Origin of the sequence: Bacillus sp. RIT 809, from assembly GCF_016892495.1 — a bacterium.
GTDB lineage: Bacteria > Bacillota > Bacilli > Bacillales > Bacillaceae_G > Bacillus_A > Bacillus_A cereus_U.
The window spans coordinates 339669-353655 of record NZ_JAFEMR010000001.1 but is presented as its reverse complement, the minus strand read 5'-3'; the positions used below and the strand labels follow the sequence as shown (position 1 = coordinate 353655).

Genomic DNA, 13987 nt, shown 5'->3' with positions numbered 1-13987 from the left:
AATGAAGAAATGAAGAAAATGTGCTGCTGAATTATTGGAGGGTTCTTACTTTTGCCATGTTTGTGGAGAGAAACATGGCAAAAGTAAGAAAGTATTCCTCTCTATATAGCTGATTAGCGATAAAACAAGATAAGAGATTGTTATTTAAGAATCAAAATAGACAAGAAAAAATTTACGGTAATTTAGGGGATGAGGATGTTAATAAAAAAGGAGATAATGTATCTTCAAATAGTAAAAATACGATAGGACGCATTACATATAATAGTGAAGATGTTAATATCCATGCACGAAATATAAGAGAATATACAGCGATTTCTGGATATAATAAAAAGATTGAAATTTCATTAACTTCAAATGTAAGAGAAGGGGGTTCTAGTTCAACAACAGTACAATCAACAATTAAAACGGCGAATATTGCAATCGCAGTCGGGAATAAATTGTATAGGAATCCAATGGTGAATGCAGGAAGTGGAATAGAAGCACTAATTTTGCCAAGGGAATTAGGAGAAGACAAAAATCCATCGGAAGATTCGTATGTGAATTACTATTTTAATATACCAAATGAAGTGGGTTTAAGTAATGCTGAAGTAGTATTACTTTCTGATCAAGGAAATACCATTGTGAGTAGGGAAATTAAAGAGGAAAAAGAAGATATTGTAGGCGTGAAAAAAGAGGTTGAGCGAAAGTTAAATGAAATAGGAGAGACGGATTATATACGTGTTGAGGTAAAGAGTAAAAATCCTTCTCTTCATACGTATTATGTTATTACAGAATTTACGACGTGGGATGAAAGCATCGTTTTTGCATAGCGAAACATGGTATATTTTATTCATAGTCATGCAAAAGACTCTAAAACGACTGTTCTCTGAAAACAGAATACATATGAGGTTGGGTAGTCAATTCTTCTACTCCGTAAAATGTATTAAGTCGTCATGAAAAAGACGTAAAAACATTTGAGAACGAACAATCTGTACGGTATGGTCACAGTACCGTAGCCCACGAACCTATATGGTCTGTTGTGGGAGTGGTGATGGCACACCGCAATCTTGCACGTCAGCGATACCAGAAATGGACTTCGCCTTTGGTAGCAAGAATCCCATTGACGTTAGTCAGCTGGCCCCTTTAGGGGTGGGAGTGTCAAATATTCTAAAAAACCAACAGGTATAGTTACGATTGATGCCTCATCAAGTGATAGGGTTTATAATGCGAAAACAAAAGAATTATATTACGAGTAGAAATAAAATAATTGTGTAAAAAGACGGTTTCGTACATTATCGAAACCGTCTTTTTGTATTGCCCGTAAAAGCCCGATTGCTGTGGGCTAATAATCAGTGTGGATGGATACCCCCGCTGAAGTTTCACTTTATTTAATGCTGATTCTGTTTTCGAGCTTGCTCCGGTGTATCAAGACTTGTTGCACCGGGATATTGAAGTGATTGGTCGCGATCAGATTCAACGCGGCGTGATTCTCTTAGTTTTCGTTCTTGGCGATCTTTACCCATTGTGAGTTACACCTCCTTATTAAAAGTTTTGCTGTTATGAGAAAAACTATGCACAAAGAAAAGGGGGATTAACTTTCATAAAAAGTTCCCATAATGGAAAACATAGGAGGTGAAGTGATGGATGGGAGTACTTTTTATTTTGTTGCTTGGATAGGGTGGATTGTCGTGACCTTTTTTATGAAAAAAGAATCTATTCGTTGGAAGATAAGTGCTTGTATATTAATTTTTATTATTTGTTCGCCGTTAAATGTGACGATTGCGTCTTTCACGATATCGGTAAATGCTCTTTTGCTTTGTATTATTTCTTTTGTAGGCATCACGTTATATTCTATTTGGAAAAAATTATATACCTTACTTTCGGCACTTATTATTGCAATGTTATATACAAGCTTTCATTTGTTAGAAGTATATGATCCAATTTGGATTGTGGTTGATAGGTTGTTGCTGTTAAGTGGTGCACTTGTGTATGCATCGGTTTTATTGCACGGGGACCGCATATTACGATTATGCTCCTTATATATAGGGATGTTACAAGGTGAATTGTTGGTGACGCTTATTTTTCGTAAATTACATTTTCCTTATGAATATGGCAGTTTAGCTTTTTTAGATGTTGCTGCTGTTTCCACTTTATTTATGGCGATTTTACTTTGGATTACGAAAGCATCAGTATATATGGAACAATTTAAGAGGAAAACACGTAAAAGAAAGGCGAGGGTAATGCATGACTGAATATACACCAGCTATTTTATGTGGCGTAATTGCAGGTACAATAACTAGGGTGTTAATGCTTCGTACCGATACGAGGCAATATCCGACGAGGCTCCACGGAAAAATTATTCATATCGCGATGGGATTAATTGCGGCTGCCTTAGGAGCAATTGCGATTCCGTCTGTTTTGAAAAAAGATTTCTCTGCAATTACATTTCTTACGTTAGCAGCGACGCAATTTCGTGATGTGCGCAATATGGAAAGAAATACGCTTCAACAATTAGATGGATATGAGCTCGTACCACGTGGTAATACATACATTGAAGGAATTGCATTAGTATTTGAAAGTCGTAACTATTTGGCGATGTTAACGTCGTTTGTAACAACGTTTGCGTATATAGGATTCCATTCATGGATTGCTGGGGTAATTACTGGTACAGTAAGTTTTTTCATTGCGAAAAAATTAATGTCAGGTAAAAGACTTCATGACCTTGTAGAAATAGAACACGTTCCACTTCGTTTTGAAGGAGCGGGACTTTATATTGATAATATTTACATTATGAATATTGGATTGCCAGCAAGGCAAGAAGAAATTATGAAGTATGGAATGGGATTTATTTTAAAACCGAAATCGATAGATGCGATGGTTACAATCTCAAACTTAGGACAACGTCAAGCTATTTTACATGATGTTTCGGTTGCTTTAGGAATATATAGAGATTCTGGAACGCCGGCACTTGTACCGTTAGCGAAGCGTGATTTAGAGGATGGGAGAGTTGGGATTTTTGTTCTGCCGCAAGATCAAGATGCAGAAAAAGCGATAGGGGTAATTGGAAATGTACCAACATTAGAGAGTGCTGTTCATATGTCATCAGAAGCTCCGAAAGGAAGGGGAGATAAGAGATGATGTTAGAAAGTGTTATTCTTGCAGTCATTACAACAACGCCAGAGAAATTTGCAGGTGGTGCCCCTTTATTTATTTGCGAGTCGACAGAGGAACTGGAATTTGTTGCAAATAATTTAGAGGCTATTTTAGATGGGATTGCACATCGCTTACAAGATAATGTATATATTATTGTGAAACATTAGTAACGTGTGGTATAATGTGAGGTGTTTTGATACGTTGAGAAATATTCTGGAATGCAAATCCCTTCTTGCACAAAGAAGGGTTTTTTACATAATAAACAGAAGCAAGTTGAAAGGATGAAAGTATATGCCGAAACCAGTAATAGCAATAGTAGGCCGCCCGAACGTAGGAAAATCTACTATTTTCAATAGAATTGTTGGAGAAAGAGTTTCAATCGTAGAAGATATACCAGGTATAACGCGAGACCGTATTTATAGTGCGGGAGAATGGTTAAATCATGAGTTTAACATTATTGATACAGGTGGAATTGATATTGGAGACGAGCCGTTCTTGACACAAATTCGTCAACAGGCGGAAGTAGCGATTGATGAAGCAGATGTTATCATTTTTATGACGAATGGTCGCGATGGTGTAACTGCAGCAGATGAAGAAGTTGCTAAAATTTTATACCGTTCTAAAAAACCAATTGTACTTGCGGTAAATAAGGTTGATAATCCAGACATGCGTAGTGATATTTATGATTTTTATGCATTAGGATTTGGCGAGCCATTCCCGATTTCAGGTACACACGGTTTAGGACTTGGTGATTTGTTAGATGAAGCTGCAAATCATTTTCCAAAGATTGAAGAAGAAGCGTATGACGATGAAACAATCCGTTTCTCTTTAATTGGACGTCCAAACGTAGGGAAATCATCACTTGTAAATGCACTTCTTGGTCAAGAACGTGTAATTGTAAGTAATATAGCGGGAACGACACGTGATGCTGTCGATACACCATATAGTAAAGATGATCAAGATTATGTAATCATCGATACAGCTGGTATGCGTAAAAAAGGGAAAGTATACGAAAGTACAGAAAAGTATAGTGTACTTCGTGCACTTAGAGCGATTGAACGTTCTGACGTTGTTTTAGTCGTTTTAGACGGAGAAGAAGGAATTATTGAGCAAGATAAAAAAATCGCTGGATATGCTCATGATTCAGGACGAGCTGTTATTATCGTTGTAAACAAATGGGATGCAGTGAAAAAAGATGAAAAAACAATGAAAGCATTTGAAGAAAACATCCGTGCTCATTTCCAATTTTTAGAGTATGCACCGATTGTATTCTTATCTGCGAAAACGAAAAAGCGTACACAAACGTTATTACCGGTTATCAATGAGGTAAATGAAAGCCATAGCATTCGTGTACAAACGAATGTATTAAATGATGTAATTATGGATGCGGTAGCGATGAATCCAACGCCGACACATAATGGTAGCCGTCTGAAAATCTTCTATGCGACACAGGTTGCGGTAAAACCACCAACATTTGTTATATTTGTAAACGATACAGAATTAATGCACTTTTCATATGAGCGCTTCTTAAAGAATCGTTTACGTGAAGCGTTCGGTTTTGTAGGAACGCCGATTCACATTATCGCTAGAGCAAGAGACTAATGGAGAGGATGTGATTTTATGACAAAAATCACAGTAATAGGAGCAGGTAGCTGGGGAACAGCGTTAGCGATGGTATTAGCTGACAATGGGCATGATGTACGTATTTGGGGAAATCGTTCTGAACTTATGGATGAGATTAATACGAAGCGTGAGAACAGTAGATATCTTCCAGGGATTACATTGCCAAGCACAATCGTAGCCTACTCTTCTTTAGAAGAAGCATTAGTAGATGTAAATACAGTACTGCTAGTAGTACCGACGAAAGCGTACCGAGACGTATTGCAAGAGATGAAAGAAATTGTTACAGAGCCAATTACTTGGATTCATGCAAGTAAAGGAATAGAACCAGGTACGTCAAAACGTATTTCGGAAGTGATTGAGGAAGAAATTCCAGAGAGCTTGATTAAGGATGTTGTTGTACTGTCTGGACCGAGTCATGCTGAAGAAGTAGGTTTGCGTCAAGCGACGACTGTTACGTCTGCAGCAAAACGTATGGAAGCGGCTGAGGACGTACAGGATCTGTTTATGAATAGCTATTTCCGTGTATATACAAACCCAGATATCGTTGGAGTTGAACTAGGTGGTGCTTTAAAAAATATTATTGCACTAGCTGCGGGAATAACTGACGGACTTGGATTAGGTGATAATGCGAAAGCCGCATTAATGACACGTGGTTTAACGGAAATTGCTCGTTTAGGAAGAAAGATGGGCGGAAATCCACTGACATTTGCTGGTCTAACTGGTATGGGGGACTTAATTGTAACTTGTACAAGTGTGCATAGTCGAAATTGGCGTGCGGGAAATATGCTTGGAAAAGGACATTCTTTAGAAGAAGTATTAGAAAGCATGGGTATGGTTGTTGAAGGTGTAAGAACAACGAAAGCTGCTCATGAATTGGCAGAGAAAATGGAAGTTGAGATGCCAATTACAGCCGCTTTATATGACGTGTTATTCAATGGGAAAAATGTAAAAGATACAGTAGGCTCATTGATGGGGCGTGTTCGAAAACATGAAGTTGAAGCGATACCTGATTTGTTATAAAAAAAGCGGTAGGAGTACATTTTGTGCTTCTACCGCTTTTTTGTTTTCTGGGTCTTTTCACCAATTTTTCATTTATGCATAGGATGAAGAGTAACTTGAGGAGAGGGTGAAAAAAATGGATAACAACATTTTTAGTAACATTGAAAAGGAAGCGAAAGTGAATAAAGAAGATATTTTTAAATTAGCATCATCTGTTCAAAATGCGAACTTACGTGATGAGAAAGTGCTTCGCCAATTGATTCATCAAGTTGCTTTAATGGCAGGACGTGAAGTGCCGAAAGAGCAAGAGGATCAAATTGTAAAAGCGATTATTAACAATAATATGCCGGCGGATTTTGGTTCGTTAAGTAAAATGTTTAAAAAATAAATTATGAGAAACAAAGAGTTTAGAGAATGCATATGATAGTTATGAAAGAATGGGAATAGAGCTGTTAAGGGCATATTTGGTCAACCGAAGCGCATCATTTCGTGCTTCGGTTTTATTATTTTAAATAAAAATCATCAATTCACGAAAAAATGATGATTTTTATTTGTTTAAAGATTTTAATTTGTTAAAATAGTATAAAAATAGATTGAAAGTAAAGGGGTGTATATATGTCGGAAGGGCTTATGAAAATGTGGTTTGCTTTAGGGGCAATTGGATTTATGTTTCTTGCAGTAAGTTTTATTTTATTAAGTAGGCATAAAATGAAGAATAAATTTTTGAAAGGGATTACAGCTTTAGTAGCGTACACCCTCATGATTGTATCGGGAATTGTTATTTTCCTTGTTGTATTTAGTGGCCCTATTGAGCAATAAAGGATGTGTAGTCGGTAAATGTTACAAAAGGAACAGTCCATACTAGCATGAAAAGGTGATTGTCAGTGAAAAAAATCCATATTATTTTAATATTTTGTTGCATGAGCATTTTAACAGGGTGTATGTATCCAAGAGAAAATATGAAACAAAGTGCTATTCCTTATGAAGACCAGTTGCAAGTTGTACAAAAAGCCATTAATACATATAAGGAGCAAACGGATGGTTTATTACCAATTAAGACGCGTGATATGAGTACGCCGATTTATCAGAAGTATCCAATTGATTTTCAAAAAATTGCTCCAAGGTACATACAAGAGGCGCCAGGGAATGCGTATGAAAGTGGTGGAGTATATCAATATGTATTAATAGATGTTGAAAAAAATCCGACAGTAAAGTTAATTGATGTGAGAATGGCGGAACAAATTCAAGAAGTGGCATTGAAGCTAAGGATGTATCGGGATGAACATCAATATCCACCTTTTAAAAAAGTGATTACAGATGGTGTTTATGAATTAGACTTCAAAAAACTAGGATATAAAGATGTACCACAAGTGACAAGTCCGTACTCAGGAAAAGGTCTCCCTCTTGTAATCAATGAAAAAGGAGAATTGTTTGTTGATTATAGAATCGACTTATATGAAGTGTTGAAAAAAAATGAAGGGCAATTTAAAGAAGGCGAAGATATCCGGAGTATACTATCGAAGGATTCCCCGTTTGTTCCTGCATATTCTTTGCCGTACACAGTAAAAAATGGAGAACCAATTTTTTTAAAATCATAAGTCATGAACCTTTCTTTTAGTGAATAAGTTCTAGAAGAAAGGTTTTTTATGTTATACAACTTGCGATGCAAACAAAAGGTATTTTTAAATAGTCATATGAAATTGGACAAAATTATATGATATATTGTCCGAACTTCTAGAATACCATTATATTATATCAGATATTATAGGCAACGTTAGAGAAGGTATTAGTTGACTATAAACGTGGAATTATTCCCAAAAATATTGAGGGAGGGAATCACTTGGAAAAGGTAGATATTTTTAAAGATATTGCGGAACGCACAGGCGGTGATATTTATTTTGGAGTTGTAGGAGCTGTTCGAACAGGGAAATCAACATTTATTAAAAAATTTATGGAACTTGTTGTTATTCCCAATATTGAAAATGAGTCAGACCGTCAAAGAGCGCAGGATGAACTGCCTCAAAGTGCTGCTGGTCGTACAATAATGACGACGGAACCGAAGTTTGTTCCAAACCAAGCGGTTTCTATCGAAGTAGATGAAGGTCTTGAAGTGAATATTCGATTAGTAGATTGTGTTGGATATACGGTTCCAGGAGCAAAAGGCTATGAAGATGAGAATGGTCCGCGCATGATTAATACTCCTTGGTATGAAGAGCCTATTCCATTCCATGAAGCTGCAGAAATCGGAACACGTAAAGTAATTCAAGAGCATTCAACAATAGGTGTCGTTATTACAACAGATGGAACAATTGGTGAAATTCCAAGAAGAGATTATATAGAGGCAGAAGAACGCGTTGTAAATGAGTTAAAAGAAGTAGGAAAGCCTTTCATTATGATTATCAATACTGTACAGCCATATCATCCAGATACGGAGCAGTTACGTCAAAGTTTATCAGAAGAATATGATATCCCAGTAATTGCGATGAGTGTAGAGAGTTTAAGAGAAACAGATGTGTATAACGTACTTCGAGAAGCGTTATTCGAGTTCCCGGTTTTAGAAGTGAATGTAAACCTTCCGAGCTGGGTAATGGTGCTAAATGAAGGACATTGGTTACGCCAAAGTTATCAGGAAGCGGTTCAAGAGACTGTAAAGGATATAAAACGTCTTCGTGATGTGGACCGTGTCGTTTGGCAGTTTAGTCAATATGAATTTATTGATCGAGCAAGTCTAGCTGGCATTGATATGGGGCAAGGTGTGGCAGAGATTGATTTATATGCGCCAGATGAATTGTATGATCAAATTTTAAAAGAAGTAGTAGGAGTAGAGATTCGAGGGAAAGATCATTTATTGAAGCTTATGCTCGATTTATCTCATGCGAAAACAGAGTATGACCAAGTGGCGGATGCCCTGCGGATGGTAAAACAAACCGGATATGGAGTAGCAGCGCCTGCATTAGCTGATATGAGCTTAGATGAACCGGAAATTATTCGTCACGGTTCAAGGTTCGGTGTTAAATTAAAAGCGGTTGCGCCGTCTATTCATATGATTAAAGTGGATGTAGAATCAACATTTGAACCGATTATCGGTACTGAAAAACAAAGTGAAGAACTAGTTCGTTACTTGATGCAAGATTTTGAAGATGACCCGCTATCAATTTGGAATTCTGATATATTTGGGCGCTCTCTTAGCTCTATTGTTAGAGAAGGAATTCAAGCGAAGTTATCACTAATGCCAGAAAACGCTCGTTATAAGTTAAAAGAAACGCTAGAAAGAATTATTAATGAAGGATCTGGCGGATTAATTGCGATTATATTATAAGAAAAAAATCCCTCTAATTGCAGAGGGATTTTTTTCTTTTTGAGTTCGTAATAGAAAAATAAACAGCCATTATCTAATATTTTGTTGTAAATTGTCAAGTTTCATCAGAAATTCACATTTTAAGAGTAACAATTTCCTTAAAAATATTGAATTATAAAGGAGAATCGTATAATATAGGCGTTGATAATGATTTATCTACATCTTTGTAGTATAGAATTTGCAAAAATTGCCTACAAATGAAAGTAAGACTCATTTTATGATCATTATACAGTCTTATCTTTGGGAGGAGGTGAATGGCATGAACAAGACAGATTTAATCAATGCTGTTGCAGAAGCAAGTTCCCTTTCTAAAAAGGACGCAACAAAAGCAGTGGACGCTGTTTTTGATTCTATCTTAGAAGCTTTAAAACAAGGTGATAAAGTACAACTAATCGGATTCGGTAACTTCGAAGTTCGTGAGCGTGCGGCTCGTAAAGGTCGTAACCCACAAACAGGTGAGGAGATTGAAATCGCTGCAAGTAAAGTACCTGCATTCAAACCTGGTAAAGCGTTAAAAGATGCGGTTAAATAATCCTTACATATTAACAGGGAAGAAGAGTTTCCTTTTTGGAAACTCTTCTTTTTGCTTTTAAAAACATAAATATGCTAGAATGTGTTCGTATCACTTTTAGGTTTTTCGGGAGGGCTAGCGGATGGCAAAAGTTAATTTAGAACAAATTGAACATGCAGTACGTCTTATTTTAGAGGCAATCGGAGATGACCCAAATCGCGAGGGAGTACTTGATACACCGAAACGTGTTGCGAAAATGTACGCAGAAGTATTCTCAGGGATGCATGAGGATCCGAAAGAGCATTTACACAAAGTATTCGGAGAAGACCACGAAGAGCTTGTATTAGTAAAAGATATACCATTCTATTCGATGTGTGAGCATCATCTTGTTCCGTTTTATGGAGTTGCTCACGTTGCATATATTCCGCAAGGTGGAAAAGTAACAGGGCTAAGTAAATTAGCCCGTACTGTGGACACAATTGCGCGTCGTCCGCAACTACAGGAACGAATTACATCAACAGTAGCTAACTCTATTATGGAAGTACTAGAGCCGCATGGTGTAATGGTAGTAGTAGAAGCAGAGCATATGTGTATGACGATGCGTGGTGTGAAAAAGCCTGGTGCGAAAACAATAACGACTGCGGTGCGCGGCGTGTTAGAAAATGATGCAGCAGCACGTAGTGAAATTTTATCGTTTATTAAGACGAAGTAAAGAAAAGCGGGAAACTGCTTTTCTTTTTTTTATATACAAAAAAATGATATAGTTTTAGTGTTAAAGAGCAAGAATATAAAGGGTGAAAATTACTTCTGCCTTTTGTGGAAATGAATGTTTGTAGTTGTTAGAGACGAAGATAACTCGTATGAATGAAAGGTGAGGCTTTATTCGTGGGCAGTTTGGCAGAAGTAGCCAAGTTTTGATTATAGAAAATAGAATGTATGTGTTATAATAAATTTTATGAATTAGAAAACAAGGGTGATTTTTTGTGTGTGACATCTACGGAGGGTATGCGGGTATTAAAGAGAAATTGATGGAGAAATTACGCCATCCTTATTTTATAAACTATATTGAAGAACCATTTATTGATGAAGAAAAAATAGCGCTGTTATACGGTGCATTAAAAAGTGCAAATATACATAAAGAACAAATTGATCATTATGTAGTAACGATTATGCTTGTACAAATTGCTCTTGATACACATGAAAAAGTATCAAATAAAGCAAACGAAGAGACGAGTGGATTCCATAAGCGTCGTCAATTGACAGTTCTTGCAGGGGATTATTATAGTGGTCTATACTATTACTTATTGTCAATGAATTGTGATATTATCTTAATTCGTGCACTTGCTGAAGGAATTAAGGAGATTAATGAACATAAAATTATGCTATATCAAAAAGCACATGTGGCGATTCAAGACATAATGGAAAGTGTAGTAATAATTGAATCTGCGCTTTTGCAAAAAACATGTGATCATTTTCATTTATCTAATTGGAAACCATATATAACTTATGTGTTAGGAAAAAATCGTCTTCAAAAAGAGTGTCAATTGTATGCGGATAAACAAAATTCACCTGTTTTTCAAGCGGTCCAAAAAATCTCATTGGATGACGATAAAAATCTAGAAACAGTTATTAATGAATGGCTTATGGAAATGAGAAAGCAGGAAGAAAATTTTCTAGAGAATCATACAGAAGTTAATGAGATAATTTCTATGTTAAGAGATAAATCAAGGACATAAGCAACTTTACATTGGAAGAAGGTACGAGCATGCAACAATCAAAAGAAGAAAGAGTACATGACGTATTTGAGAAAATTTCTGATAAATACGATGTGATGAATTCTGTAATTAGTTTTCAAAGGCATAAGGCATGGCGTAAAGAAACGATGCGAATTATGGATGTGAAACCTGGGAGTAAGGCACTTGATGTATGCTGCGGGACGGCAGATTGGACAATTGCACTAGCGGGAGCTGTAGGGGAAGATGGGAAGGTTTACGGTTTAGACTTTAGCGAAAATATGCTAGCTGTCGGTAAACAAAAGGTAGAAGCTTTAGAATTAAAGCAAGTAGAACTTATGCATGGAAATGCAATGGAACTTCCTTATGAAGATAATACATTTGATTATGTAACGATTGGTTTTGGGTTACGTAACGTTCCGGATTACATGCAAGTATTAAAAGAAATGACGCGTGTAGTAAAGCCTGGTGGAAAAGTAATTTGCCTGGAAACATCCCAACCAACGATGATAGGTTTTCGTCAAGGATATGTCTTATACTTTAAATATATCATGCCGTTATTTGGAAAGATGTTTGCGAAAAGTTATAAAGAATATTCATGGCTTCAGGAATCTGCTAGTACATTCCCAGGGATGAAAGAGTTAGCAAATATGTTTGAAGAAGCTGGGCTTAAGAATGTGCAAGTGAAACCATTTACTTTTGGTGTAGCAGCTATGCATTTAGGTATTAAACCAGAATCAAAATAGAAAAAAGAAAAAAGAAAAAAGAAAAAAGAAAAAAGAAAAAAGAAAAAAGAAAAAAGAAAAAAGAAAAAAGACGTTTTAGGTTAAGGTGAACAATATGAAGTTACAACTTATGTACTCTTTTTTACGATCGGATATTAATGTTATAGAAAAAGAATTGAAGAAGACAGTTGCTTCTGAGCAGCCGTTAGTAGAAGAAGCGGCATTACAGCTTATTGAAGCAGGTGGGAAGCGGATTCGCCCTGTTTTTGTGTTGCTTGCAGGGAAATTTGGGGATTATAAGTTAGATGCAATTAAGCATGTTGCGGTTGCATTAGAACTTATTCATATGGCTTCGCTTGTTCACGATGATGTCATTGATGCTGCGTTTTTACGACGCGGTAGCGCAACAGTGAATGCGAAATGGGGAGATCGTATTGCAATGTATACAGGAGACTACTTGTTTGCGAAGTCTCTTGAATGTATAACAAATATAGAAATTCCAGATGCACATCAAGCGTTGTCTCATACAATTTTAGAAGTTTGTAAAGGTGAAATCGAACAAATTAAAGATAAGTATAACTATGATCAAAATTTAAGAACGTATTTAAGAAGGATAAAACGAAAAACAGCATTGTTAATCGCCGCGAGTTGTCAGTTGGGAGCGATTGCTGCTGGTGCTAATCGTGATACTGTAAATCGTCTATTTTGGTATGGATATTTTGTTGGTATGTCTTATCAAATTATTGATGATATTTTAGATTTCGTATCGACAGAAGAGAAGCTTGGAAAGCCTGCTGGTGGTGATTTATTACAAGGTAACATTACATTACCTGTTTTGTATGCCATGGAAGATCCAGTTCTTCGTCAGAAAATTACATCTGTGCATGAAAATACAACAGCAAGTGAAATGAAAGAAATTATTGATGATATTAAAGCGAGCGAAGCTATTGATAAAGCATTTTCGTTTAGTGAACGTTATTTACATAAAGCATTAGAAATAATAAAACCACTCCCTCGTGGACAGGCGAAGTACGCGTTGCAAAATGTTGCAAAGTATATTGGAAAACGAAAATTTTAGTGATTTTTCTAAAAAATAAAATAATCTCTCTATTTCAAAACTATTGCACAATTGTGATAAGGGTGTTACTATGTGTGTGGGGATATACAATTACATACATAATTCAGAAGTGGAGAGATTTTTTATGGAAAAAACATTTCTAATGGTAAAACCAGACGGTGTACAACGTGCATTCATTGGGGAAATCGTAGCTCGTTTTGAGAAAAAGGGCTTTCAATTAGTTGGTGCAAAATTAATGCAAGTTACTCCGGAAATTGCTGAACAACACTACGGTGAGCATAAAGAAAGACCTTTCTTTGGTGAATTAGTAGACTTTATTACATCTGGCCCTGTATTCGCAATGGTATGGCAAGGTGAAAATGTAGTAGATACAGCACGCAATATGATGGGTAAAACACGCCCACATGAAGCTGATATGGGAACAATTCGCGGAGATTTCGGTGTAACTGTTGCGAAAAACATTATCCACGGTTCGGATTCTTTAGAAAGTGCAGAGCGCGAGATTGCTATTTTCTTTAAGGAAGAAGAATTAGTAGACTACTCAAAATTAATGAATCAATGGATTTACTAATTATTTTGAAATAATTTGTAAACGCTTTAATAACTGTGATAATAGTAAAAAGTGCAAGAAGAATAGGGGTATTCTTCTTGCACTTTTTTTATTTCGATCAGTTACGAAGTTAGGACTGTTATGATATATTGGTATGTAAAGTAAAAGGTCTATTATTATGAAAATAATAGAATAATTACAAGTAGGGAAAGCAAATACTCGATTTACTATATAATTTCTTTGTATTTTAAAGAGTGATGGAAGATAATATAGTTACT

At 36.1% G+C, this 13987-nt stretch carries 17 protein-coding genes; 16 read left to right on the top strand and 1 reads right to left on the bottom strand.

Annotated features, from left to right (window positions below; genetic code table 11):
• Positions 1-119 precede the first annotated feature (119 nt).
• Positions 120-809, top strand: coding sequence for a hypothetical protein (locus JTF23_RS27660; RefSeq protein WP_307839133.1), 690 nt, complete (start codon positions 120-122; stop codon positions 807-809).
• Between the two features lie 558 nt (positions 810-1367).
• Here JTF23_RS27660 and JTF23_RS01755 read toward each other — a convergent pair.
• A complete protein-coding gene (locus tag JTF23_RS01755) occupies positions 1368-1502 on the bottom strand; it encodes a YpzI family protein (protein WP_000513901.1) in 135 nt (44 codons plus the stop codon).
• A 117-nt stretch (positions 1503-1619) separates the two neighbouring features.
• Between JTF23_RS01755 and JTF23_RS01750 the strand changes: the two genes are divergently transcribed.
• The 15 genes from JTF23_RS01750 to ndk all read left to right on the top strand — a co-directional run bounded on the left by JTF23_RS01750 (position 1620) and on the right by ndk (position 13730).
• The gene (locus tag JTF23_RS01750; RefSeq protein ID WP_002158597.1) at positions 1620-2231 is read left to right on the top strand and encodes a YphA family membrane protein; all 612 of its coding nucleotides are present in this window, start codon (positions 1620-1622) and stop codon (positions 2229-2231) included.
• A complete protein-coding gene (locus tag JTF23_RS01745) occupies positions 2224-3117 on the top strand; it encodes a YIEGIA family protein (protein ID WP_002158596.1) in 894 nt (297 codons plus the stop codon). The genes JTF23_RS01750 and JTF23_RS01745 overlap by 8 nt, the downstream gene beginning before the upstream one ends.
• The gene (locus JTF23_RS01740) at positions 3114-3299 is read left to right on the top strand and encodes a capping complex subunit for YIEGIA (RefSeq protein WP_002086624.1); all 186 of its coding nucleotides are present in this window, start codon (positions 3114-3116) and stop codon (positions 3297-3299) included. The genes JTF23_RS01745 and JTF23_RS01740 overlap by 4 nt, the downstream gene beginning before the upstream one ends.
• Before the next feature lie 124 nt (positions 3300-3423).
• Positions 3424-4734 carry a ribosome biogenesis GTPase Der gene (der, locus tag JTF23_RS01735; RefSeq protein ID WP_002011811.1) on the top strand — a complete coding sequence of 437 codons (1311 nt, stop codon included), beginning with the start codon at positions 3424-3426 and terminating at the stop codon, positions 4732-4734.
• Between the two features lie 18 nt (positions 4735-4752).
• On the top strand, positions 4753-5775 hold the full coding sequence (locus tag JTF23_RS01730; RefSeq protein ID WP_204207962.1) for an NAD(P)H-dependent glycerol-3-phosphate dehydrogenase: 1023 nt from the start codon (positions 4753-4755) through the stop codon (positions 5773-5775).
• A 115-nt stretch (positions 5776-5890) separates the two neighbouring features.
• The gene (locus tag JTF23_RS01725; RefSeq protein ID WP_002158593.1) at positions 5891-6142 is read left to right on the top strand and encodes a stage VI sporulation protein F; all 252 of its coding nucleotides are present in this window, start codon (positions 5891-5893) and stop codon (positions 6140-6142) included.
• Between the two features lie 227 nt (positions 6143-6369).
• Entirely contained in the window at positions 6370-6573 is a 204-nt protein-coding gene (locus JTF23_RS01720; RefSeq protein WP_002011815.1) for a DUF2768 domain-containing protein, read from the top strand.
• A gap of 65 nt (positions 6574-6638) precedes the next feature.
• Entirely contained in the window at positions 6639-7352 is a 714-nt protein-coding gene (locus JTF23_RS01715; RefSeq protein WP_002158592.1) for a hypothetical protein, read from the top strand.
• A 242-nt stretch (positions 7353-7594) separates the two neighbouring features.
• Positions 7595-9073 carry a stage IV sporulation protein A gene (spoIVA, locus tag JTF23_RS01710; RefSeq protein WP_000416521.1) on the top strand — a complete coding sequence of 493 codons (1479 nt, stop codon included), beginning with the start codon at positions 7595-7597 and terminating at the stop codon, positions 9071-9073.
• 298 nt (positions 9074-9371) lie between these two features.
• The gene (locus JTF23_RS01705) at positions 9372-9644 is read left to right on the top strand and encodes an HU family DNA-binding protein (protein ID WP_001043860.1); all 273 of its coding nucleotides are present in this window, start codon (positions 9372-9374) and stop codon (positions 9642-9644) included.
• A gap of 121 nt (positions 9645-9765) precedes the next feature.
• Positions 9766-10335, top strand: a complete 570-nt coding sequence (gene folE / locus JTF23_RS01700) for a GTP cyclohydrolase I FolE (RefSeq protein ID WP_001151479.1) — start codon at positions 9766-9768, stop codon at positions 10333-10335.
• Between the two features lie 271 nt (positions 10336-10606).
• On the top strand, positions 10607-11359 hold the full coding sequence (locus tag JTF23_RS01695) for a heptaprenyl diphosphate synthase component 1 (protein ID WP_002117667.1): 753 nt from the start codon (positions 10607-10609) through the stop codon (positions 11357-11359).
• Positions 11360-11388: 29 nt separating this feature from the next.
• Positions 11389-12102 carry a 2-heptaprenyl-1,4-naphthoquinone methyltransferase gene (gene menG, locus JTF23_RS01690; protein ID WP_002158591.1) on the top strand — a complete coding sequence of 238 codons (714 nt, stop codon included), beginning with the start codon at positions 11389-11391 and terminating at the stop codon, positions 12100-12102.
• A gap of 94 nt (positions 12103-12196) precedes the next feature.
• Positions 12197-13159 carry a heptaprenyl diphosphate synthase component II gene (gene hepT / locus JTF23_RS01685; RefSeq protein WP_002011823.1) on the top strand — a complete coding sequence of 321 codons (963 nt, stop codon included), beginning with the start codon at positions 12197-12199 and terminating at the stop codon, positions 13157-13159.
• Between the two features lie 124 nt (positions 13160-13283).
• Positions 13284-13730, top strand: a complete 447-nt coding sequence (gene ndk, locus JTF23_RS01680) for a nucleoside-diphosphate kinase (protein ID WP_002064527.1) — start codon at positions 13284-13286, stop codon at positions 13728-13730.
• Positions 13731-13987: the final 257 nt, after the last annotated feature.